The sequence below is a fragment of the Actinophytocola sp. KF-1 genome, from assembly GCF_054661535.1.
Window position 1 is genome coordinate 243171 of record NZ_BAAFVK010000006.1, and the last position, 22569, is coordinate 265739.

Below are 22569 nucleotides of genomic sequence, written 5' to 3' on the forward strand. Positions count from 1 at the left end.
ACCAACGGTGAGTGGTCAGTCCTGCTCGGTGAACTGCGTGTGCGACAAGGGAGAGCGCTCGCGGATCCTGGACAGCTTCCGCATGGTCGCGTGGCCGCGCCGTTCGAGTTCGCGGCGGGTGATCCAGCCTTCCGCGTGGTGCCGGTACGCCTGCGACAGCAGGACCAGCTCGGCGAGGAAGTCCGCGGCCCGCGTCCTGCTCCGGCCCTCCGGCAGGCGGGCGACAAGCGGCAGCTGATTCTCGACGACCTGGTCGAGAACCCGTGCCGATGCGAGGGCGCGGCGCGCCCTGCGACTTTGCTTGATCACCCTAGCCACTTGGTGGACACCTCGTTCGGGGAGCGGATAGAGGCTAGTTCGACACAGCGTAGCGCGCTTCGCGCCAACGACTACCCTTCCCGGTCACCCAAACGAGTGAAATTTCCGGGCAACCGCCACGACCTGCGAAGACATCCCCGCAGGCACACATGAGGTGTCGGATCCCGGCGACGCAGCGTTACGGGGGCTGGGCCGGACGAGTCAGGTGTAGCGGGCCCAGCGCGCGGACGTGTTACCCGAGCGGACGTCCGCCATCCGCCGGAACAACTCCGCGCGCACCGCGGGGCGGGTGCCGATGATCGGCAGCACGCTGGTGATGAGCTTCAGCTCCCGCACGGCTCGCAGCACGGGGAAACCCCGCCATGTGGTCACGTCCATGCCGTACGTGCGGACCAGCTCCCGGTACCGGCCCGCGGGCTCCCCGAACCGGATCACGCCGACGGCCAGCGGCGTCAGGTCCCACTCCGGCGGGCCGTAGCTGGAGGAGTCGAAGTCGCACAGCACCGGGCCCGCCGGGCCGGGGATGAGGTTGCCGAGGTGCGCGTCGCCGTGCACCAGCGACGGCGGCGACGGGAACTCCAGCCGCGACAGCTGGTCCGCCACCTCGGCGTAGCGGTCCCGCAGGAACGCCAGGTCGGCGTCGGCGAGGTCGGTGGCCTCGCCGATCCGCGCGGCCACGTCGGCGAGTGGTCGCCACGGCGGCAGCCACGACGCCGGTTCCGGCAGGTCGTGGATCCGGCGGAGCAGTTTGCCCAGGTCACGACCGCGTGGCCGCTTGCCGCCCGCGGGCACCGCCTCCCAGATCGTGGCCACGTAGCCGTCGTAGGTGACCGGCTGCGGCACCCCGGGCAGCAGGCGCACGGCGGGCACGTCGTTCTCGGCCAGCCAGGTGGCCACGTGGACGACCTTCTCGACCCGGTGGTTCAGGGCCGTGGAGGCGCCGATGCGGACCACCACGGGCGCGCCGGCCAGCCGGAACACGGCGTTGGCCGTGCACTTGATGAGCGTCGCGCCCTCCGGGTCGAGCCCGGCGGCGGCACAGACCCCCGCCAGCGCCTCGGCGAGGCGCTCGCCGGAGAACGGACCGCCCCGGACGGTGTCCGAGGTGGACTCCGGGGTCGGTAACACCGTCACGTCGGCCTCGTCACACCGCGGTGGCGCCGTGGTCGTCGTCGGTGAACCGGCCGATGAGGTCCGCGAGCTCGCGGGCGTCGGTGAAGTTGCGCCGCTTCTCCGCCTCGACCCGCAGCGGCTCCAGCCGGTCGCGGACGCGCTTGGACTTCAGGTGCTGCGCCAGGTCGACGGCCTGCACACCCACCTTCGACCCGTGGTCGATGTCGCCGTCGAGCAGGTGGTTCGTGGCGAGCGAGGACAGGTTGAACGCCTTGTTGCGCGCGACCTCGTCGCCGTAGGAGTCGATCGCCCTGGTCAGCGCCGGGATGGCGTACTTCGTGTGCCGGGCGTCGACCTTCTGCGCGAGCACCGTGTGCACGGTGCCGATCATCGAGTAGACGTCGTCCTCGTTGAAGAACTTGACCCAGTCGGCGGCCTCGCCGTGGTTGGCGCGGGCGAACTCGTCCCGGGTTCTGCCGATGAGCTTCATCGTCTGCTCTTCGTGGCCCATCATCGCGTAGGCCCAGGCCTGGTTCGCGCAGATGACGGCCACGGCCAGCTCGGACCCGGACTGCTGGGCGGCGATCTGGCCGAGCTGGAACATCTTCAGCGCGTCGTCCGGGGCTTCCTTGTGCAGGTAGACGCGGCCCATGCGGTACAGGATGTTCGCGACCAGCTCGTCGCTCTCGCCCGCCTTCGCCAGCTCCAGCGCCCGGCCGAAGTGGTTGCGCGCGGAGTCGATCAGGCCGACGTCGAACGACGTCCAGCCCGCGAGGTTGTGCAGGTCGGCGAGCGCGACGTGGAGCCGCTGCTTGACGACGTCGGTCCCCGACGAGTTGAGCATCTGCTGGCCCCAGGACAGCTGGGCGACCACCGCGTCGCGGCAGAACCCGCCCCCGTACTGGTAGTCCAGCGAGCGGAGTGCCCTGGTCGCGGCCTCGACCTGCCGGACGTCGGTCATGCCGATCCGGCCCGGCGCCGGCGTCAACACCGGGTTGGACACCCACGATCCCGAGTCCGCGCCGAGCACATGCGCACCCACCGCGACCGCGGCCGCGTGCGCAAGGAACTTCCGACGCTTCACGTTCTCCGGCTCCTCAGCCTCCGGGGTCTCGCTCCGCTCGGCCACCCGCTGCGCGGTGACTTCGTCGTACGCGAGGCCCATGTATCCCCTGGGGACACCCAGGCCGTCGGCGATCCGCACCAGGACGTCGTAGGCCATGACCTGACGACCCTTGAGGATCTCCGACACCTCGGACTGTGACTGACCGGTCATCGCGGCGATCTGGCGTTGGGACACGCCCTTGCGCCGTAGCAGCTTGTAGATCGTGCTGACCTCCCGCGCGGCGAGCGCGTTCCGCATCTCTTGGTCTTCCCACGCCTCTGGCGTAACAGAAGAGCTCTGAGACCCGATGGAGTTCATTCCGCCCCCTCACAGTCCGCTGGGCGTCAGGCGCAGAGTAAGCGCACTTCACGAGCTACTAAAAGTCCGGATCGGCGAACCTGATCGGCCCGACCGAAGTTACTCGACCGCTTACCGTGAAACGGCCGCCGATCGGCGCTATGACGCACCAATCTGTGTCTCAAGCCACCAATGTAGTTGCTTGTAAGCGTACGAGCACGGAGGGAAGCCGAGACTGTGGAACTGGTCAGGACGGCACCACCTCGACTTGATGCCGAGGACGCGGACCACCGCGGCGAGCTGCACGGCTCGGCACTCGGGCGGAAGGTCTGGCGCATCAACTGTGGCGATGTCGTCAACCGGGAACGCTGCCTCACCGTGCTCGTAGAACGTAATCGGGTGGTCCTGGTAGGGCCGCCGGGCGAAACCGCGGTGCTGACGTCTGGCCAGCTCGGCCAGCTGCGCACCGCGCTTCGCGAGGCCGCCGAGCAGGCGGAAAGGTAGCGGTGACGTTTCGATGGACGAGATCCTCGGACAGGTGCTCCGCAACGCGGTGTGGGAGCGGCTCGACATGCTGTCGGAGCTGGCCAACCGCGCGGACGCACCGTCCCTGCTGTCCGTGGCGCGTTCCGAACTTCCCAGGCTGACCGAGGGCTGGCGGGCGATGCTCGCCGCTCACGAGCCCGACGAGAAGGGAAACTGCCCCGCGTGCTCGTCGCGGTGGCGGCAACAGAAGGCGCCTTGCTCTGTGTGGCAGGCCGCCTACGAGCACCTGGTTGCCGGCGGGCTCGCGCCTACACCGCAGCCCGCCCGTCACGCGACCCGCACACGCGTGACGCACACCGGCCGGCTGGCCACGGGCGCCAGGTAAACGAGGGCGATCCCCCGCCCGCCGCGACCCCGCGCGGCGTGTGGCCAGGAGGGACGCCACCTGTGGCCGGCGGTTCGTTCGTACGCACCCCCGAGCGAGACGGACGAACCGCCGCCACAGCTCCAGTCTCCGAGAACCGGTGCTGCAGTACTCCCCTCCCCCGACCAGCATCGGTTCTCGGCTCCAACTACCGGCCCCGGACCCGCGATCACGCGGTCCGGGGCCGTGTGCTGTGCCGGTTGCCCGAAAGTCCTGCGTCGTTCGGGCCATCTCGTATACACAATCTGGTGGAAGGTCTGGTCCACTCGGGGCAGGATGGTGTTGTGTCGACCCAAGTGCCGTTGCGAAAGCAACCCGTGCAGCAGCGCAGCGCGAAGCGCGTCGAGCAGATGCTCGAGGCCTGCGCCGCCCTCATCGACGAACTCGGCTACGACGGCGTCACCACGACGCTGATCGCGGAACGGGCCGGGGTCGCCGTCGGGTCGCTCTACCAGTTCTTCCCCGACAAACGGGCGGTCGTGCAGGCGCTCACCAAGCGCCACCTGGACCACTTCACCAACGAGATCGAGCAGCGGCTCGACTGGGAGCACCTCGAACACTGGTGGGACGGCGTCGACAAGATCATCGACATCTACGTCGAGATGTACCGGACCATCCCCGGTTTCAGCCGCGTCCGGTTCGGTGACGTCATCGACATCCGCCTCATCGAGGACGGCCGCGACAACAACTCGGTGATCGCCGAGCAGATCGCGGGCGTCGTCGCGAGCAAGCACAACCTGCCGGTCGAGAGCCTCTACAAGCAGATCACCGTCGCGAGCGAGATCGGCGACGCCATCCTCGCGCTCGCGTTCCGCCGCAAGCTCTTCGACGAGAAAGAGATGATCAACGAGGCGAAACAGGTGGTCAAGGCCTACCTCGCCGGGCAGATGCACCAGAAGGACTAGCCGAAGCAGCGCCCTTCGCCCCGGTAGGTCGGCACGGTTCGCGTGATCCGGTCGCCCTCCAGCACGTGGTACTCGGTGAACCGTTCGGCCAGCTCACCGGCCTTCGTGTGCCGCAGCCACACGCGGTCGCCGACCCGCAGGTCACGTGCGGCGCGACCGGTCACGGGCGTCTGCACCTCGCCGGCACCCTCGAACCCGAGGAGTGACAGCCCCGCGGGCAGGTAGGGCGTCGGCGACCGGTCCTTGCCGGGCGGCCCGGACGCGATGTAGCCGCCGGAGAAGAGGGTCGCCGTCTTCCGCCGCGGCTTGCGGACCACGGGCAGGGCGAACAGCACGGCCGGATCCGGCGAGAACCGCCGGTAGTTGTCGAACAACGTGGGCCCGATCAGCCCGGACCCGGCCGCGACCTCGGTGACGGAGTCGTCGAACCCGGTGGTCTCGATGCTGCCGGTGCCCCCGCCGTTGACAAACTCCAGGTCACCGATGCGCCGAACAGCCTCCGCCCGCCGAACGGCAAGCTCCCGCGACGAACGGTCCTGGATCCACCGCAGCGCCGCGCCCATGAGCGGTTTACCGGCGGGCTGGTCACCGAGCCCGGCGATCTGCCCCTCGTACCCCATCAACCCGACCAGCCGAAACCCGGGCCGCTCCCGGATGACCTTCGCCAGGGCCTCGGCCTGCCCGGCGGTGAAAACGGGCGACCGACGGGTCCCAATGTGAGCGAACTCACGTCCGGCGACGGGTCGCCAGGACACGTCGAGCTCGAGACAGACCCGGATTTCGGGGTGCCCGTCCCCGAGCGCGGCGTCGACGAGATCGAGGTGAGCGACGGAGTCAACCATGATCGTGATCAGCCCGCGGGCGTGCTCGTCACCGGCGAGCCGCCGAAGCGCGGAGTGATCGACGGTCGGGTAGGCAACGAGGAAGTCGACGTCGCGCAGATCGCCGTCGGCCCACGCGCCGGCCAGCCAGAGCGCCTCTGGCAGCGAGTAGGACATCACGCCCCGGAAACCGTCCCGGCGCAGCACCCGCTCGAGGAGAAACCGGCAGCGCACGGACTTGCTGGCCACCCGGATCGGCCGCCCGGCAGCCCGCCGCACGAGATCACCGGCATTGCGATCAAAAGCAGCGAGATCAACGACGGCGAGGGGCGCTTCGAGCTGCTTGGTGGCCGCATCAAGGCGGGCACGCAACGTCTCATCAGACACGAACCAACACTACGGCCACCCAGGGCACCCAACCACCCACGCCCACCAAAGCCGCAGGTCAAGCCACTGCAACCAAGGCCCCACCGAGGGGCGTAAGCCCACTACACAAGGACTGCCTGCCTGCCATCCCGTCGACCTGGCGAAGCCCGATCACACCGTGTCAAGGGGGCCCGAAGCACGACGCGCCCACATGCCCAAAGCTGCCGGGCCCCCTTGACGCGGTGTGATAGCCCTCCGGGAGGTCGACGGGATGGCAGGCAGACCCCGGAAACCAGTCCTTGCCAAACCAACCCCGTGCAAGACCCGCTGCCATCCCGGAGACCAGCCCGTCCGGCGAGGACCCCCCGGAGGGAAAAACCCAGGCAAGGCACACCACCAAACCCGGGAACACGAACCGCCACAATGGCGCTGACCTGCGAAAACGCCCCACCCAGTACGTACGTGAACCCCCACCCATTCCCGGGGGCCACCCGCCATGCCAGTCTACAGGTACCCACCGACAGAGGGACGGAAGTCGATCTTGCCTGTGGACAACCGGACCGGCTGTGGACAACCCCTGAGCCCGGTTCAAAACGGCCGCGAGGCCGTCCTCGGGAAGGATCGCCGCATGACCATCCTCATCACCGGCGCCACCGACGGCCTCGGCCGCGCGCTCGCCGAGCGGTTCGCCGCCGAGGGGCGGCCGCTGATCCTGCACGGCCGCGACGCCGGAAAACTCGACAAGATCGTCGAGTCCCTGCCCAGCACGGACGTGCGGACCGTCGTCGCCGACCTCGCCGAGCTGGCCCAGGTGCGGCGGCTCGCGGCCGAGGTCCGGGACAGCACCGACCGCGTCGACGTGCTGGTCAGCAACGCGGGCATCGGCTCCGGCGAACCGGACGGGCGCGAGCGGCGGACCAGCGTCGACGGCCACGAACTGCGGTTCGCCGTGAACTACCTGGCGGGTTTCCTGCTCACGGTGGAGCTGCTGCCGCTGCTGCGCCGCGTCGTGAACGTCGCCTCGCTCGGTCAGCACCCGATCGACTTCGACGACCTCATGATCGAACGCGGCTACAGCGGCACGCGCGCGTACGGCCAGAGCAAGCTGGCGCAGATCATGTCCGGGTTCGAGCTGGCCGAGAGGGCGCCGGACGTCGCGGTCACCAGCGTCCACCCCGGCACCTACATGCCGACCAAGATGGTGCTGCGGGAGATCGGCCACTCCGTCGACACCCTGGCGACCGGCGTCGAGTCCGTGCACCGGCTGGCGGTCGGCGACGCGGGCTCCGCGACCGGCAGGTTCTTCGACCGCACCCGCGAGGCCAGGGCCAACGCCCAGGCGTACGACGCGAGCGCACGGCGTGAGCTGTGGCGGCGCAGCCTGGAACTGGTCGGCCACCCGGGCATCGACTGACACGACGACCTGCGAAGATCCCCCCATGACGACGGCGTGGCGCAACTGGGCGGGTACCGAGGCGGCGGTCGCCACCGAGGTCGTGCGGCCGAGGGATCTCGAGGAGCTGACGTCGGCGGTCGCCGGCGCGGGGCAGACCGTGCGGGCACGCGGCAGCGGCCATTCGTTCACCGCGGTCGGCGCCGCGCACGACCGGGCGGTCGACCTGTCGGCGTGGACCGGGGTCGTCTCGGCCGACGTCGACGCGGGCCTGGTCACCGTGCGGTCGGGCACCACGCTGCGGGCGCTCAACGCCGAGCTGGACCGGCTCGGGCTCGCCATGACCAACCTCGGCGACATCGACGCGCAAACGATTGCGGGCGCCATCTCCACCGGCACGCACGGCACCGGCGCCCGGTTCGGCGGGATCTCCACCCAGGTGGCCGCGCTGGAGCTGGTGCTGGCGGACGGGTCGGTGGTGACGTGCTCGCCGGACGAGCGGCCGGAGCTGTTCGCGGCGGGCCGGGTCGGGCTGGGCGCGTTCGGCGTGGTGTCGACGGTGACGCTGAAGACCGAGCCGTCGTTCGTGCTGGCCGCCGAGGAGCGGCCGGAGCCGCTGGACGACGTGCTCGCGAACCTGGACGCGAACTGCGCGGAGAACGACCACTTCGAGTTCTACTGGTTCCCCTACGGCCGCAACGCGCTGACCAAGCGCAACAACCGCCTGCCCGCCGGTTCGACGCCGGAGCCGCTGTCGCCCGCGCGGCGGTTCATCGAGTACCGGTTCATGGAAAACACCCTGTTCGGTGCCGTTTGTCGTGTCGGGAGGGCCGTTCGTCCGCTCGTGCGACCGCTCAACCGCTTGTCGTCCGCGGTGCTGTCGGCGCGGGCTTATTCGGACGTGTCGCACAAGGTGTTCGTCACGAACCGGGACGTGCGGTTCGTGGAGTCGGAGTACGCGGTGCCCCGCGCCGCCCTCCCCGAGGTGCTGGCTGAGCTGCGGAAGCGCGTGCCGGAGCTGCCGGACCCGGTGATGTTCCCGGTGGAGATCCGGGTGGCGGCCGCGGACGACATCTGGCTGTCGACGGCGTACGAGCGGGACTCGGCGTACATCGCGGTGCACCAGTTCGTCGGCATGCCGTACCGGGCGTACTTCGACCTGTTCGAGCAGGTCGCGGGCGCGGTCGGCGGCCGGCCGCACTGGGGGAAGATGCACTCGCTCGGCGCGGAGGAGCTGCGTGCCCGCTACCCGAGGTTCGACGACTTCACGACGTTGCGGGCGGAACTGGACCCCGAGGGCAAGTTCCTGAACCCGTACCTGAAGCGGGTCCTAGGCGCTTAGTGCCGCCTCGATCGGGGTGTCGCCGCCGACCAGCTCGTAGACGCGGCCGGCGGTGTCCGGCCGGTCGAGCAGCGCGACGAGCACGGCGGCCACGTCGTCGCGGGTGACCGCGCCGGGCTGGACGTGCTCGGCGAGCGTGACGGTCCCGGTGGCGGGGTCGTTGGTGAGGCGCCCGGGCCGCAGGATGGTCCAGTCGAGGCCGGTGCGTGCCATGACGTCCCGGTCGGCGGCGTCCTTGGCGCGGAGGTAGGCGGCGAACACCTCGTCCATCGACGGGTCGTCGGCCCGGTCCAGGCCCATGGCGCTGACCTGCAGGAACCGCCGGACACCCGCCGTCTCCGCGGCGTCGGCGAACAGCACGGACGCGGCCCGGTCGACGGTGTCCTTGCGCGCGACCCCGCTGCCGGGCCCGGCTCCGGCGGCGAAGACGACGGCATCCGCCCCGGCGAGCGCCGCGGCCACCTCGTCGACACCGGCCTGCTCGAGGTCGAGGACGACGGCGTCACCGCCCGCCGTGCGCACGTCCTCGACGTGGTCGGGATTGCGCACGATGCCGACCGCGGTGTCGCCGCGCTGGGCGAGCAGGCTGGTCAGGCGACGTGCGATCTGTCCGTGACCGCCTGCGATGACAACCCTCACGCAGCGGACAGTATCTGCTCGTAGGCGAGCTCGCCGAGCCAGCGGTGGGTGCCGTCGACGTCGGCGGCGACCCGGTCGGGACGGCCGGGAAGGTCCATCCGGACCTCGGGGCCGGGCGACGCGGAGGCGATGGCCACGCCGTACGCGCGGGCGCGCGGCAGGCAGTTGACCAGGTAGTCGTTCGTGATGACGACCGACATCGGCAGCACCATCGCGGCGTCGCAGTAGCGCAGGAACGGCACGGCGTTGATCAGCCCGGTCCGCCAGTGCCGGGCGACGGCGATCGCCCCGACGATCCGCACGGCGGGTGCCGGCACGCGGCCGTTGAACTCCGGCCACACCCAGGTGGCGACGGTGGCGCGGTCGACCTCGGGCGCCTGGCCGAGGCAGATGCGCTCGGCGTGCGCGTCGGGCATCAGCTGCGCCACGAGCGAGATGCGCCGGCCGAGCAGCTTCATCTCGGGGAGGACGATGCCCTGCCACCCGAGGTCACGAGCCGCGGCAGCCGCCAGCTCGTCCGCCTTCGCGGGAAGCTCGACGGGAGGGACGAGCGGCGATGGCACCGCCGTCAGGTTGTCCGAAACCGCCGTGCGTCCTGGTATGCCCGTCACGAACCCAACCCTCTCCACTACCGCCGTGCCGTCGGCTTCGCCATCCCCTGCCAAGCGCGGCGTTTTTGGTTACCTCACTGTCCTACCTTCCCCGCCCCCACCAACCGCAGACGGAAACGACCCTCCTGCGACCGACGGCGCTGAGCGGTCGGTGACCGGTCGACGACCGGCATTAGGACTTCTGCCCGACGATGCCGCCGTCTGGGTGAGTCGTAGGCCGGGCGGTTGAACAGAGGGCAACACCCAAAGTCGCGCACGGCAATGTGCACGAGCACCCCCTCACCAGCAAGAAGATCAACAAGACACCGCAGCCAAGCCCCGCAACCCCACGCGAGAAAACCGCAGCCGAACAACAGGAAAACCCACCGAGTTCCCACCCTGCGGACAGCCAGGAAATACCCGGACGCCCCCGGGAAAAGACCGGAACTCAATCCCGACAAGAGGTCCAGACCACCAAACAGCAGCTCAACGCGCACGCGTAATCGGAAGGGAGAAAACAACAAGAGGAGAAGCGGTGCCCGGAGTGGACAGAGGAGCACATCCGGAAGAGAAACAGCAGGCAGAAGCCCTGGCGAAGGGCAGCTCAAACGCAAATGGAGAAGAGAAAGAAACGGCCGAGCAAGAGCAGGCGGGGAGGCGAGGCAGAGAAGAAGCGGCAGGAGAGGCCCGGCAGGAGGGGCGCGCAAGAGGAGGACCAGCCCGAGGAGCCACCGGCACGGCACCAGCACAGGCAGACGGGCGGCAGGGCACTGGGCCGAGCGAGCGACCCCGGCAGTGGTCGAGGCAGGAGACGCGAGGTGGGCGGCGATGACAGGCAGACGGACCGGGACGCGAGAAGGCCGAGTGAGCGACCCGGCAGGCGAGCGAAGCAGGGACGCGAGGTGGCGGACCAATAACGGGACAGACGGACGGGCGAGACGAAGGCCGGGCAGCCGAAGGCCGGGCAGCCGAAGGCCGGGCAGCTGGCACTGCTGGCCCAGACAGGCGCCTGGCGCAGACGAGCGGTCGAAGAGGCAGCCGACACCCACAGGGTGAACCGCGTTGGCGAGAAGACCGCGCGGGCGAAGGCGCAGAACAAGCAAGCAGACGAGCCGGACCAACCGAAAGTGGCGGGCAGGCCAGACGAGGCCGGGTGGGCCGGGGAGCCGAGCGGGCGGCAAGCCGGGCACCCCGACCCGGCCCGCGGGCGGGGCTAGGCCGGAGAAGTGGGTTCGGCCGAGTGAGCAGACGGGCTGGACGGGCTGTGTAAGCGGACAAACCGGCGGCCGAAAGCTCCAGGGGAGCCAGCGGATCGGTGACACGGGCCGCGGTGGACCCGCACAGACAGAGCAGGCAGCGGAGCAAGCGACCGCGAAGCGGAGCCCCCAAGAGATACACGCCAGACACATCCCGAGACGCACCACCACCCGAAGAAAGTGGCAACCCCGAAGATCAGTTGCGAACCCAAACACCCCAGGGGCAGGAACCGGCCAGACCCGAACGTGACGAACGCAACCCCAGAGAAACCCAGCCAAGCTGGGTCAGGAACCAGCCGCACCGTGGGGGCATGGGGGGCTCGGCCCCCCAATACAACAACGACCGACCCGGCCTGCGCTTTCCGCAGGCACAGATCGGCCATCGGTCGTGGGCGAGGAGGGAGTTGAACCCTCACGTCCTTGCGGACACACGGACCTGAACCGTGCGCGTCTGCCATTCCGCCACTCGCCCGGAGTGGTGTGCGACGAACAGTACACGGTGCCGAATCGGGTTTGCACATCGCCCTGTCGTTGGGGCCGGAGCCGGATACGATCGACCGAGGAGCACACGACGGAAGGAGGGACCCATGGGCCTCGGGCAGCGGCTCAACCGCAAGCTGGAGAACGCCGTGGGGAACACCTTCGCGCGTGTGTTCGGTGGCAGTGTGGTGCCCCAGGAGCTGGCACAGGCGCTGCTGCGTGAAGGTGAGGTCAACCTCCGCGAGCTGGCTGGCGGCCGGCTCCTGGCCCCGAACCACTACATAGTGCAACTGGGCGCCCAGGACTACGGCAACTTCGCCGGGGAAGCGGACCGCACCACCGCGCTGCTCGCGGACTGTGTCGAGGAGTATCTCGCGGAGCAGCAGTGGGACACATACGGTGACGTCGTAGTCTCCCTGGAGCGCTCCGACGCGCTGCACACCGGACAGTTCCGAATACGCTCGACTGTCGACCCGGACGTCAAGGCTCCGGCCAGGGCACCTGGGGATGCACAGTCGGCACAACCCCGCAACGCAGGAGACCGATCCATGAGCCAGCCTCCCGGCTACGGCCAACCGCCCGAGGGCGATCCTTACGGACAGCAGTACGGCTATGGCCAGCAAGGCCAGGGCTACGGGCAGCAGCAGGGCTACGACCAGGGTTACGGCCAGCAGCAAGGCGGCTACGACCAGGGTTACGGCCAACAGGGCTACGACCAGGGCTACGGCCAGCAGCAGGGCTACGGCCAGCAGGGCTACGACCAGGGCTACGGCCAGCAAGGCGGCTACGACCAGGGTTACGGCCAGCAGCAGGGCTATGGCCAGCAGGGCTATGACCAGGGTTACGGCCAGCAGGGTTACGACCAGGGCTACGGCCAGCAGCAGGGTTACGGCCAGCAGGGCTACGGCCAGGGCGGCGGCGACCCGTACGCCCAGCAGGGCTACGCGCCCCCCGCTGTGCAGACCGGCCCCCGCCAGCTCAACGCGAGCCTGCAGCTCGACGACGGGTCGAACCGCACCTACTCGCTGAAGCAGGGCGGCAACGTGGTCGGCCGCGGCCAGGACGCGGACTTCCGTCTGCCGGACACCGGGGTGTCCCGCCGGCACCTGGAAATCACGTGGGACGGCCAGTCGGCGACTCTGGCGGACCTCGGTTCGACCAATGGCACTACGGTGAACGGCACCCCGGTGCAGACCTGGCAGCTGGCCGACGGTGACGTGATCCGCATCGGTCACTCGTCGTTGGTGTTCCGTACTCAGGGCTGACACGGTCTAGACCGGGCGGTCTCACCTATCCCCTCAAGGCGGGAGCGTTCGCTACAGGTGCCAGAGCTGGTTGTGCAGCTGACCAGAGCAGGGTTTCTCGCCCTGCTCTGGTTGTTCGTGCTGGCCGCGTTAAGGGTTGTTCGTTCCGACCTCTACGCGGCAGCGGGTATCCGGGTCGAGGTACCCGGTTTCCGCCGTTCGGCGGCCAAGAAGACCAGGGGGAAGGCGCCCCGCCAGCTGGTGGTGACCCACGGGGCGCTCGCGGGTACGCGCATCTCGCTGGACGGCAGGCCGATCATGATCGGCCGCGCCGACGACTCGACGCTGGTGCTGGACGACGACTACGCGTCGACCCGCCACGCGCGGATCTCGTTGCGCGGAACGGACTGGTACGTGGAAGATCTGGGCTCGACGAACGGCACTTACCTGGACCGGGCTAAGGTCACGGCACCCCTCCGGGTGCCTCTCGGGGCCCCGATCCGAATCGGCAAGACGGTGATCGAGCTACGGTCATGACCCTCGTCCTTCGCTACGCGGCCCGCAGCGACCGGGGCCTGGTGCGTTCGAACAACCAGGACTCCGTGTACGCGGGCCCTCGCCTGCTTTCCCTCGCCGACGGGATGGGCGGACACGCGGCAGGTGAGGTGGCCAGCAAGGTCGTCATCGCCGCGCTGGCCCCCCTCGACGACGACGAGCCGGGTGAGGACCTCCTCGGCAAGCTCCGGGAGGCGACCCAGGCCGGCAACGGCGCCATCGCGGAACTCGTCGCCAGCGATCCCGAGCTCGACGGCATGGGCACGACGCTGACCGCGATCCTGTTCGCGGGCAGCCGCATCGGCCTGGTCCACATCGGCGACTCGCGCGCCTACCTGATGCGCAACGGCCAGTTCGCGCAGATCACGCACGACGACACGTTCGTCCAGTCGTTGATCGACGAGGGCCGCATCACCGAGGACGAGGCGGCGACGCACCCGCAGCGGTCGCTGCTGCTGAAGGCGCTGACCGGGCACGAGGTCGAGCCGAACCTCACGATCCGGGAAGCCCGCGCCGGCGACCGCTACCTGCTGTGCTCCGACGGCCTGTCGGGTGTGGTGAGCCACGAGACGCTCGCCGAGACGATCAAGATCCCGGACGCGCAGGCCTGCGCCGACCGGATGATCGAGCTGGCGTTGAAGGGCGGCGGCCCGGACAACGTGACGGTGATCGTCGCGGACGTCGTGGACATCGACTTCGGCGAGGACGCCCCGATCGTGGGCGGCGCGGCGGGCAACGGCCAGGACCAGGGCCAGCCAGCGGACTCCCCCGCGGCGCGGGCCAGCGCGATCACCGGGCCCCGCGAGATCCCGAAGCCGGTGGAGGCGCCGCCCCCGCCGCCGGACCCCAAGGCCAAGCGGCGCAAGCGCTTCCGCGTGTTCGCGCTCGTGTTCGTGGTGTTGTTGCTGCTCGCGGGCGGCGGCGTCGCCACCTGGGTCGTCGTGAACAAGCAGTACTTCGTCGGTGAGGCGCAGGACGGCGAGATCGCGATCTTCCAGGGCGTGCGCGGCAGCATCTTCGGCATCTCGCTGAACCGGCAGGTGCAGGGTTCGTGCGACCCGTCCGTCCCCACCTGCGACAAGTTCTACGTCGAGGACCTGCGGGAGCTGGGCCGCGACACCGTCCGAGAGGGCACCGAGAGCTTCGACAACATCCCGGACGCCCGCGAGTTCATCCGCTACCTGCGCACGAAGTACCCGCTGCCCCCGTGCGAGACGCTGCGCAAGCAGCAGGAGCGTTCCGTCGGCCAGCCGACGACCACGACCACCCCGGCCGCACCCCGGACCACCACGGGCGCGAAGCCCACGACGACAACCGGCGCGACCACCGGCACCCCGTCCTCGGCCACCGAGGAGTCCGAGGCGCCGGAGCCGGGCGTGAACTGCCGCGAACCCCGTGAGGGCGGCGGCTGATGGCACAGCCGGGCTCGGCGGGGTTGCTGGCGGGACAGTCCGGCGACGCGCAAGGCAAGACCGCTCCGACCCGGCGCGGCACCGAGTTGTCCATGCTGGCCTTCGCGGCCGGGCTGGTGACCGCCGCGCTGATGCTGGTCGAGGCGAACCAGAACGAGTCGCTGACGATCCGCATCCTCTGGTACGGCCTCGCCTACCTGGCGTTGTTCGGCATCGCGCACACCGCGGTCCGCAAGTGGGCCCCCTACGCCGACCCGCTGATCCTGCCGTGCGTCGCGCTGCTGAACGGGCTCGGCCTGGTGATGATCTACCGGATCGACCTGGCCAAGGCCGAGGCGGCGCTGCAGACCGAGTCCGAGTGGGAGAACGCGGTCCCGAAGCAGATCCTGTGGACCACGATCGCGCTGGTGATGTTCCTCGCGGTGCTCTACGTGATCAAGGACCACCGCACGCTCACCCGGTACGGCTACACGTTCGGCCTGGCCGGGTTGTTCCTGCTGGCGCTGCCCGCGGTGCTGCCGAGCGTGATCGCACCGACCATCAACGGCGCGAAGATCTGGCTGCGGGTGGGCATCTTCTCCATCCAGCCCGGCGAGTTCGCGAAGATCATGTTGCTGATCTTCTTCGCGGCGTTCCTGGTGTCCAAGCGCGACCTGTTCATCGCGGCGGGCAGGCGGGTCCTCGGCGTGGACCTGCCGCGTGCGCGTGACCTGGGCCCGATCCTGTTCTGCTGGGGCGTCTCGGTGATGGTCCTGGTCGCCGAGAAGGACCTGGGCACCTCGCTGCTGTTCTTCGGCACCGTGCTCGTGATGCTGTACGTGGCGACCGAGCGGGCCATCTGGGTCGGTGTCGGCCTGTCGCTGTTCGCCGTCGGCTGCCTGCTCGCCTACCAGCTGTTCAGCCACGTGCAGCTGCGCGTGGAGAACTGGCTGGACCCGTTCGCCGACCCGGACGGCGGCGGCTACCAGATCGTGCAGGCGCTGTTCGGACTCGGCACCGGCGGCATCGGCGGCACCGGCCTCGGCGCGGGCAGGCCGGACATCGTGCCGTTCGCCAACAGCGACTTCATCACCGCGGCCATCGGCGAGGAGCTCGGGTTCATCGGGCTCGCGGCGGTGCTGCTCGTGTACATGCTGCTGGCGATGCGCGGCATGCGCAGCGCGGTCGCCGTGCGCGACACGTTCGGCAAGCTGCTCGGCGGCGGCCTGTCGTTCGCGCTGGTCATGCAGGTGTTCGTGGTCGTCGGCGGGGTGACCAAGCTGATCCCGCTGACCGGTATCACCGCGCCGTTCCTGTCCGCGGGTGGCTCGTCGCTGCTCGCCAACTACGTCCTGGTGGCGCTGCTGCTGCGGATCTCGGACGCGGCCCGGCGGCCGCAGACGGGGCAGAAGCCCAAGCCGGCGAACCAGGCGCCGATCGCGGAGGCACACACGGTCATGGTGGAGCGGCCCCAATGAACACCCCGCTGCGCCGCGTCGGCCTCGCGATGCTCGCGATGATCGTGCTGCTGCTGGCCAACCTCACCTACATCCAGATCGTCAAGGCCGACGACTACCGCACGGACTCGCGCAACCGGCGGGTCCTGCTCGAGGAGTACGCGCGGCAGCGCGGCAAGATCCTCACCTCGGACGAGCAGATCATCGCCAACGTCAAGTCGACGAGCGGCAGGCTGCAGTACCAGCGGACGTACGCGAACGGCCCGCTGTACGCGCCGGTCACCGGCTTCTACTCGGTGCGCTACGGCTCGACCGGGCTGGAGAGCGCGGAGGACGAGATCCTCAACGGCTCCGACGACCGGCTGTTCGTGCGCCGCCTGTCCGACCTGATCACCGGCCGCGACCCGCGCGGCGGCAACATCGTGACCACGGTCAACTCCAAGGTCCAGACCGCCGCCTACAACGCGATGACGAAGAACGGCTTCACCGGCGCGGTCGTCGCGATCAAGCCGGACGACGGGCAGATCCTCGCGATGGTGTCCACGCCGTCCTTCGACCCGAGCGGGCTCGCCAGCCAGGACGGCACCGAGCAGCAGCAGGCATGGGACAAGTACCGGGACGCGAACAACCCGGCCAAGCCGATGCTGAACCGGGCGATCTCCGAGAACTACACCCCGGGTTCGACGTTCAAGCTGGTCACCGCCGCCGCCGCGCTCGCGGACGGCAAGGACAAGAACAGCCAGGTGACCACGGCGCCGGGCATCAACGTGATCAACGGCGACACGAACTGCGACACCTCCGAGGGCACCTGCCTCGCCAACTACAGCCGCGGCACCTGCGGGGACGGGACGCTGCAGTCCGCGCTGCAGCACTCGTGCAACACCGCGTTCGCGCAGCTGGCCGACCAGCTCGGCGCGGACAAGCTGCGGGACCAGGCGGAGAAGTTCGGCATGGGCCAGACCGACCTCGGCATCCCGATGACGGTGGTGCCGTCCTGCCTCGGGCCGCGTGCCGATGGCAACTGCATGGTGATCGCCGACCGCCCGTCGCTGTTCCAGTCGGGCATCGGGCAGAAGGACGTCCGCATGACGGCGCTCGAGAACGCGTCGATCGCGGCGACCATCGCCAACGGCGGCGAGCGGATGCGCCCGCAGCTCGTGCAGCGGATCCTGGCGCCGGACCTCGACGAGATCTCCGGCTACGACGAGGAGTCCCTCGGCGAGGCCATGTCGAGCGAGGACGCGGCCGAGCTGCGCGACATGATGGTCAAGTCGGAGGAGAACACCGGCGGCGACGGCAAGCGGGACAACCTGACCATCGCCTCGAAGACCGGTACCGCCGAGACCGGCCTCGACCCGAAGACCACCCCGCCGTTCGCCTGGTACGTGGCGTTCGCTCCTGCCGATAACCCCCAGATCGCCGTCGCCGTGGTGGTAGAAAGCAAGGACGTCGCCGCGACCGGCGGCAAGCTGTCCGCCGCGGTCGGGCGGGCGACGATCAACGCGCTGGTCGGGGGGAGCTGAGCATGCTGACGTCAGGGCAGCTCCTGGCCGACCGCTACCGGCTCGCGAACCGCATCGCCGTCGGCGGCATGGGTGAGGTCTGGGAGGCCGCGGACACGCGCCTGGACCGGCGCGTCGCCATCAAGGTGCTCAAGCCCGAGCTGTGCGGGGACGCCGAGTTCCTGCACCGGTTCCGCACGGAGGCGCGGACGACCGCGTCGCTCAACCACCCCGGCATCGCCGCCGTGCACGACTACGGCGAGACCGCCGCGATCGTCGACGGCCCCAAGGACACCGCGTACCTGGTGATGGAGCTGGTCGAGGGTGAGCCGCTCGCCGCGATCCTCGCCAAGGAGCGCCGGCTGTCGGCCGAGTACACGCTCGAGGTGCTCGAGCAGGCGGGCAACGCGCTGCAGGCCGCGCACGAACGCGGGTACGTCCACCGGGACGTGAAGCCGGGCAACATCATGGTCACCCCGGGCGCCGACGGCCGGATCGTGGTGAAGCTGACCGACTTCGGCATCGCGAAGGCGGCCGACGCCGCGCCGGTGACCCGGTCCGGGATGGTCATGGGCACCGCCCACTACATCGCGCCCGAGCAGGCGCTGGGGCACGAGGCGTCGCCCGCCAGCGACGTGTACTCCCTCGCCGTGGTCGGCTACGAGTGCCTCGCCGGGCACCGGCCGTTCCTGTCCGAGAACGCGGTGACGGTCGCGATGATGCACATCCGCGACGCACCGCCGCCGCTGCCGCCGGACGTGCCGATGTACGCCCGCGCGGTGATCGAGGCGACCCTGGTCAAGGACCCCGCGCAGCGGTACTCGAGCGGCGGCGAGTTCGCGGCCGCCGTGGCCGCGGTCCGCGCCGGTCACCCGCTGCCCGCCCCGTCCGGGCGGGTCGCGCAGTACGTCGGCGCACCGGGCGCCAGCAACCCCAGCATGCTGCCGGTGGGGCCGCCCAGCGCGCCGCACACGCCCGCGGGCACGGGTTCGTTCCCGATGGGCCCGCCGCCGGGGCCGCCGCGCAGGAGCAGGGCCGGGCTGTGGGCGCTGCTCATTGTCCTCGGGGTGGTGCTCCTGGTGCTCGCCGTGCTCGGCGTGGCATCGTTGCTCGGCGCGGACCGGGACACCGACGGCACGTCGACGCCGGAGACCACCACGTCGGCGCCCGCGGACAGCGGCGAGGATCCCGTCAACGAGGACGAGGACGGCGGCGGCAACGGTCCGGGCAACCCGCCGATGACCGGGATCCCGACGAAGGAGAAGTACGTCGAGGTCGACGAGTCGCTGTTCGTCGGCAGGCAGGCCGCCTTCGCCGTGGACACGCTGGAGAAGGCGGGCCTTGCCCCGACCGTGACCAACCAGTTCGGCGAACCACCGAAGGACCTGAGCCGGTGCGCGGTGACCGAGGTCACCCCCGACGGACACGTGCCGATGGCGACGGAAGTGGTCGTGCGCTGCGAAGAAGATGAGGAACCGCCGCGATGATTGACGGACGTCACCGGCACCGGACAGGCATCATGGGCGCGAGCGGCGCACACCCGACGAGGATCGAGACGAAAGACCGATGACCACACCGAGACTGCTCTCGAACCGCTACGAGCTGGGCGACACGCTCGGTTACGGCGGCATGTCCGAGGTGCACAAGGGTCGCGACGTCCGTCTCGGGCGTGATGTCGCGGTGAAGGTCCTGCGTCAGGACCTGGCCCGCGACCCGCAGTTCCAGGAGCGGTTCCGCCGCGAGGCCCAGAACGCGGCAGCGCTGAACCACCCGGCGATCGTGGCCGTGTACGACACCGGCGAGACCAGGACCGAGAACGGCCCGCTCCCGTACATCGTCATGGAGTACGTGGACGGCCGGACGCTGCGCGACATCGTCAAGACCGAGGGCCCGCTCCCCGGGCAGCGCGCCATGGAGATCATGGCCGACGTGTGCGCCGCGCTGGACTTCTCGCACCGCCACGGCATCGTCCACCGCGACGTCAAGCCCGCCAACGTCATGATCACCAAGACCGGTGCGGTCAAGGTGATGGACTTCGGCATCGCCCGCGCCGTCCACGACGGCCAGGCCGCGGTCACCCAGACGGCGGCGGTGATAGGGACCGCCCAGTACCTCTCCCCCGAGCAGGCCCGCGGCGAGCAGGTCGACGCGCGCTCCGACGTGTACGCGGCGGGCTGCGTGCTGTTCGAGCTGCTCACGGGCGAACCGCCGTTCACCGGTGACTCGCCGGTCGCGGTGGCCTACCAGCACGTGCGGGAGGACCCGAAGCCGCCGTCGGCGCTGAACCCGAGGGTCAACCCGGCGCTGGACGCGATCGTGCTGAAGGCGATGTCGAAGGGCGCCCCGAACCGGTACCAGTCGGCCGCCGAGATGCGCACCGACCTGGTGCGCGTGCTGTCCGGCCAGCGGCCGCTCGCGCCGATGGTGATGACCGACGAGGACCGCACGACGATCCTGTCGCAGGGCCGCACCACCGCGATGCCGCAGCAGCGCGGCAGGCACCGCCCGGCGGCGCTCGCCGACGACTACGACGACTACGACCCGTACGAGGACGACGAGGAGGAGCGCAGGCGCAAGCGCCGCAAGGGCTGGCTGATCGCGCTCCTCACCGTGCTCGGTGTGGCGCTGGTGGCGGTGCTGATCTGGCTGATGAGCACCGCGTTCGGCGACGAACCCGCGTCCGACCAGGTCGCGGTGCCGAACGTGGTTGGGCAGCTGGAGGCCGACGCCCGCGCCGAGCTGGAGGGCCGGGGCTTCGAGGTGCGCATCGACGACCTCGTCTGCCAGCCGACCGCGACGGACGCGCCCGGCCAGTGCGGCCCGGACTCCGTGGGCAAGGTCATCGAGACCAACCCGGCGGCGGGCACGAAGGTGAGCAAGTCGGACCCGATCGTGCTGCGCGTCGGCCGGGCGGCTCCGAAGGCCACCGTGCCCGAGCTGTCCGGCAAGACCCGTGACCAGGCGCGGACGGAGATCGAGAAGGCGGGCCTCACCCTCGACCCGGCGGTCGAGGAGGAAGAGGTCGACGACGATTCGCTGGTCGGCAAGGTCATCGGCCAGAACCCGCCGAGCGGTACCCAGGTGGCGCAGAAGACCCCCGTCAAGATCACGATCGGCAAGGCCAAGGAGAAGAACGGCGTGCCGAACCTGATCGGGCAGGACTTCGAGACCGCGAAGTCGAACCTCGAGAACCTCGGGTTCACGGTGAAGCGGGAGGAGCAGTCGTCCGACAAGCCCGCCAACCAGGTCATCGACCAGAACCCGAAGGACGGCGAGCACGAGCCGGGCACCGAGATCACGCTGGTGGTCTCGAAGGGTGACCAGCAGGACCAGAAGATCACGATCCCGGACCTCAGCGGGATGACCGTCAACCAGGCGGAGCAGCTGCTCCGCGGCATGGGCTGGACCGGCAACTTCAACGTCGTCGAGGAGGAGACGGAAGACCCGACCCAGACCGACAAGATCCTCGACCAGGAGCAGGGCCCCAACTCCAAGATCGACAAGGACCAGGACGTCGGGATCGTCGTGGCCAAGTTCGGCATAGGCGGCGGAGGGCGCTGACCTACTGATGCAGATGCGTACCGCCGTCGTCGGGGCCGGTGTGGTCGGCCTGTCGACGGCGTACGCGCTGCTGCGGCACGGTTCCGAGGTCGTCGTGTTCGAGACGGGCGCCCCGATGGCCGCGCGGTCGGCGGGCAGCTCCCGGATCTTCCGGCTCGCACACGGTGACCCGGGCCTGGTCGCGTACGCGGCCGCGGCGGCGGGCCTGTGGGCGGACTGGACGCACCGGGCGGGCAACCGGCTGCTCGGGCAGCAGACGATGGTGCTGACGGGTCCACAGGCCGAGGAATGGGCCGACGCGATGGCCGCCGCCGGCGCCGATCACACGTTCGTGGACGAGGACGACCTCGACACCGCCGAGCTGGGCCTGCCGGTGGAGGCGCTGCCGGGCCCGGCGCTGATCGACCCAGCGGGCGGCGTGATCGACGCCACGGCGACCGGCAGGTTCCTCCGCGCCGCGATCGGCGACAGGGTGCGCCGCGAGCACATCCACCGCATCCAGCCGCACGGCGACTGGGTCGAGGTGCACGGCTCGGGCGGCGTGCACGAGGTCGACCACGTGGTCGTCGCGGCAGGCCGCGGTTCGACGGAACTGGCGGCGCAGGTCGACATGTACCTGCCGACCCAGCTGTCCCACCACGTGCGGTTCACGTTCCGGCTGAAGGACCCGGAGCTGAACCCGCCGTGCTGGATCGACCAGACCGAGTCGTGGCGCGAGGGCGTGACCAGCTACCAGCACTCGTCCGGCCCGGGCCTGTGGTCGATCGGCCTGAACCTGCCCCTGGACATGGAACTGTGGGAACGCGGCCGCGACGAGGTCGTCGCCCACGCCCGCGAGCTGGCGGTGACCTACGTGCACGAGACCCTGGTCGGCGTGGGCAAGGAGATCGTCGAAGAGGTCTACTGCGACACCCCGACCACCCTCGGCGACGGAGTCCACGTGGCGACCACCGGCCCGGTGACGGTCATCTGGGGCGCGAACCTCTTCAAGCACGCCCCGGCGATCGGCCAGACCCTGGCCAACGCGGCGGTGAACGGCGTGTCGCCGCAGGTCCCCCGCTCGGAGTGAGCCCGGGTCCGGCGGCCTCCGGCCCCCCGGTTTCCAGCGTACGGCAGCCCACCGACAGTGAGGGTTGTCCCGAGCCTGGCTGTGGACAACCCCCTCACCTGTGGACAACCCGCTCGCACGGGCCCCGGTGTTGTCGGTGGTCGCGGGTAGCGTGGTTCGAGGGGGCCGGAGGCCACGCCCATCAGGCGACGAGCGCCGATTCAGACGCCTCGGCGCGATGCCCGGGGCCCGGCGTTGTCAGTGGTCGCGGGAACG

General features: G+C 70.0%; 19 protein-coding genes and 1 tRNA gene. 13 read left to right on the top strand and 7 right to left on the bottom strand.

The window, feature by feature from the left end:
- Positions 1-15: 15 nt before the first annotated feature.
- From ACYQ77_RS19925 to ACYQ77_RS19935, 3 genes are all read right to left on the bottom strand, one after another.
- Positions 16-318 carry a hypothetical protein gene (locus ACYQ77_RS19925; RefSeq protein WP_459713406.1) on the bottom strand — a complete coding sequence of 101 codons (303 nt, stop codon included), beginning with the start codon at positions 316-318 and terminating at the stop codon, positions 16-18.
- Positions 319-519: 201 nt separating this feature from the next.
- Positions 520-1452, bottom strand: coding sequence for a phosphotransferase family protein (locus ACYQ77_RS19930; protein WP_459713408.1), 933 nt, complete (start codon positions 1450-1452; stop codon positions 520-522).
- A 10-nt stretch (positions 1453-1462) separates the two neighbouring features.
- Complete coding sequence (locus tag ACYQ77_RS19935) at positions 1463-2854, bottom strand: helix-turn-helix domain-containing protein (protein WP_459713410.1); 1392 nt, start codon at positions 2852-2854, stop codon at positions 1463-1465.
- 216 nt (positions 2855-3070) lie between these two features.
- Between ACYQ77_RS19935 and ACYQ77_RS19940 the strand changes: the two genes are divergently transcribed.
- From ACYQ77_RS19940 to ACYQ77_RS19950, 3 genes are all read left to right on the top strand, one after another.
- On the top strand, positions 3071-3337 hold the full coding sequence (locus ACYQ77_RS19940; RefSeq protein ID WP_459713411.1) for a hypothetical protein: 267 nt from the start codon (positions 3071-3073) through the stop codon (positions 3335-3337).
- Between the two features lie 13 nt (positions 3338-3350).
- Complete coding sequence (locus ACYQ77_RS19945; protein ID WP_184810914.1) at positions 3351-3704, top strand: hypothetical protein; 354 nt, start codon at positions 3351-3353, stop codon at positions 3702-3704.
- Between the two features lie 341 nt (positions 3705-4045).
- On the top strand, positions 4046-4648 hold the full coding sequence (locus ACYQ77_RS19950; protein WP_459713413.1) for a TetR family transcriptional regulator: 603 nt from the start codon (positions 4046-4048) through the stop codon (positions 4646-4648).
- Here ACYQ77_RS19950 and ACYQ77_RS19955 read toward each other — a convergent pair.
- A complete protein-coding gene (locus ACYQ77_RS19955; protein ID WP_459713415.1) occupies positions 4645-5856 on the bottom strand; it encodes an amino acid deaminase/aldolase in 1212 nt (403 codons plus the stop codon). The two genes, ACYQ77_RS19950 and ACYQ77_RS19955, sit on opposite strands and share 4 nt — an antisense overlap.
- A gap of 607 nt (positions 5857-6463) precedes the next feature.
- Between ACYQ77_RS19955 and ACYQ77_RS19960 the strand changes: the two genes are divergently transcribed.
- Both ACYQ77_RS19960 and ACYQ77_RS19965 read left to right on the top strand, forming a co-directional pair.
- The gene (locus ACYQ77_RS19960; protein WP_459713416.1) at positions 6464-7249 is read left to right on the top strand and encodes an SDR family NAD(P)-dependent oxidoreductase; all 786 of its coding nucleotides are present in this window, start codon (positions 6464-6466) and stop codon (positions 7247-7249) included.
- 25 nt (positions 7250-7274) lie between these two features.
- Positions 7275-8570, top strand: coding sequence for a D-arabinono-1,4-lactone oxidase (locus tag ACYQ77_RS19965; RefSeq protein ID WP_459713417.1), 1296 nt, complete (start codon positions 7275-7277; stop codon positions 8568-8570).
- On the opposite strand, the gene ACYQ77_RS19970 is transcribed toward ACYQ77_RS19965, so the two are convergent.
- The 3 genes from ACYQ77_RS19970 to ACYQ77_RS19980 form a co-directional block, all read right to left on the bottom strand.
- A complete protein-coding gene (locus tag ACYQ77_RS19970; protein ID WP_459713419.1) occupies positions 8559-9209 on the bottom strand; it encodes an SDR family oxidoreductase in 651 nt (216 codons plus the stop codon). The genes ACYQ77_RS19965 and ACYQ77_RS19970 overlap by 12 nt on opposite strands.
- Positions 9206-9772, bottom strand: coding sequence for a hypothetical protein (locus ACYQ77_RS19975; RefSeq protein WP_459713420.1), 567 nt, complete (start codon positions 9770-9772; stop codon positions 9206-9208). Before ACYQ77_RS19975 ends, ACYQ77_RS19970 begins: the two co-directional genes overlap by 4 nt.
- Before the next feature lie 1672 nt (positions 9773-11444).
- Positions 11445-11527 (bottom strand) — tRNA-Leu (locus tag ACYQ77_RS19980).
- Between the two features lie 115 nt (positions 11528-11642).
- Here ACYQ77_RS19980 and ACYQ77_RS19985 point away from each other — a divergent pair.
- The 8 genes from ACYQ77_RS19985 (at position 11643) to ACYQ77_RS20020 (ending at position 22314) form a co-directional block, all read left to right on the top strand.
- Positions 11643-12800 carry a DUF3662 and FHA domain-containing protein gene (locus tag ACYQ77_RS19985; protein ID WP_459713422.1) on the top strand — a complete coding sequence of 386 codons (1158 nt, stop codon included), beginning with the start codon at positions 11643-11645 and terminating at the stop codon, positions 12798-12800.
- A 57-nt stretch (positions 12801-12857) separates the two neighbouring features.
- Positions 12858-13316 carry an FHA domain-containing protein FhaB/FipA gene (locus ACYQ77_RS19990; RefSeq protein ID WP_133904080.1) on the top strand — a complete coding sequence of 153 codons (459 nt, stop codon included), beginning with the start codon at positions 12858-12860 and terminating at the stop codon, positions 13314-13316.
- Positions 13313-14746 carry a PP2C family protein-serine/threonine phosphatase gene (locus ACYQ77_RS19995; protein ID WP_459713423.1) on the top strand — a complete coding sequence of 478 codons (1434 nt, stop codon included), beginning with the start codon at positions 13313-13315 and terminating at the stop codon, positions 14744-14746. Before ACYQ77_RS19990 ends, ACYQ77_RS19995 begins: the two co-directional genes overlap by 4 nt.
- Positions 14746-16203, top strand: a complete 1458-nt coding sequence (locus ACYQ77_RS20000) for an FtsW/RodA/SpoVE family cell cycle protein (protein WP_459713425.1) — start codon at positions 14746-14748, stop codon at positions 16201-16203. The genes ACYQ77_RS19995 and ACYQ77_RS20000 overlap by 1 nt, the downstream gene beginning before the upstream one ends.
- Positions 16200-17705: a peptidoglycan D,D-transpeptidase FtsI family protein gene (locus ACYQ77_RS20005; RefSeq protein WP_459713427.1), complete on the top strand. Its 1506-nt coding sequence runs from the start codon at positions 16200-16202 to the stop codon at positions 17703-17705. Before ACYQ77_RS20000 ends, ACYQ77_RS20005 begins: the two co-directional genes overlap by 4 nt.
- A 2-nt stretch (positions 17706-17707) precedes the next feature.
- Positions 17708-19171 (top strand): serine/threonine-protein kinase, encoded by a 1464-nt coding sequence (locus tag ACYQ77_RS20010; protein ID WP_459713429.1) that lies wholly within the window; start codon positions 17708-17710, stop codon positions 19169-19171.
- A 79-nt stretch (positions 19172-19250) separates the two neighbouring features.
- Positions 19251-21245, top strand: a complete 1995-nt coding sequence (pknB, locus tag ACYQ77_RS20015; RefSeq protein ID WP_459713430.1) for a Stk1 family PASTA domain-containing Ser/Thr kinase — start codon at positions 19251-19253, stop codon at positions 21243-21245.
- Positions 21246-21258: 13 nt separating this feature from the next.
- Positions 21259-22314, top strand: a complete 1056-nt coding sequence (locus tag ACYQ77_RS20020) for an NAD(P)/FAD-dependent oxidoreductase (RefSeq protein ID WP_459713432.1) — start codon at positions 21259-21261, stop codon at positions 22312-22314.
- Positions 22315-22569: the final 255 nt, after the last annotated feature.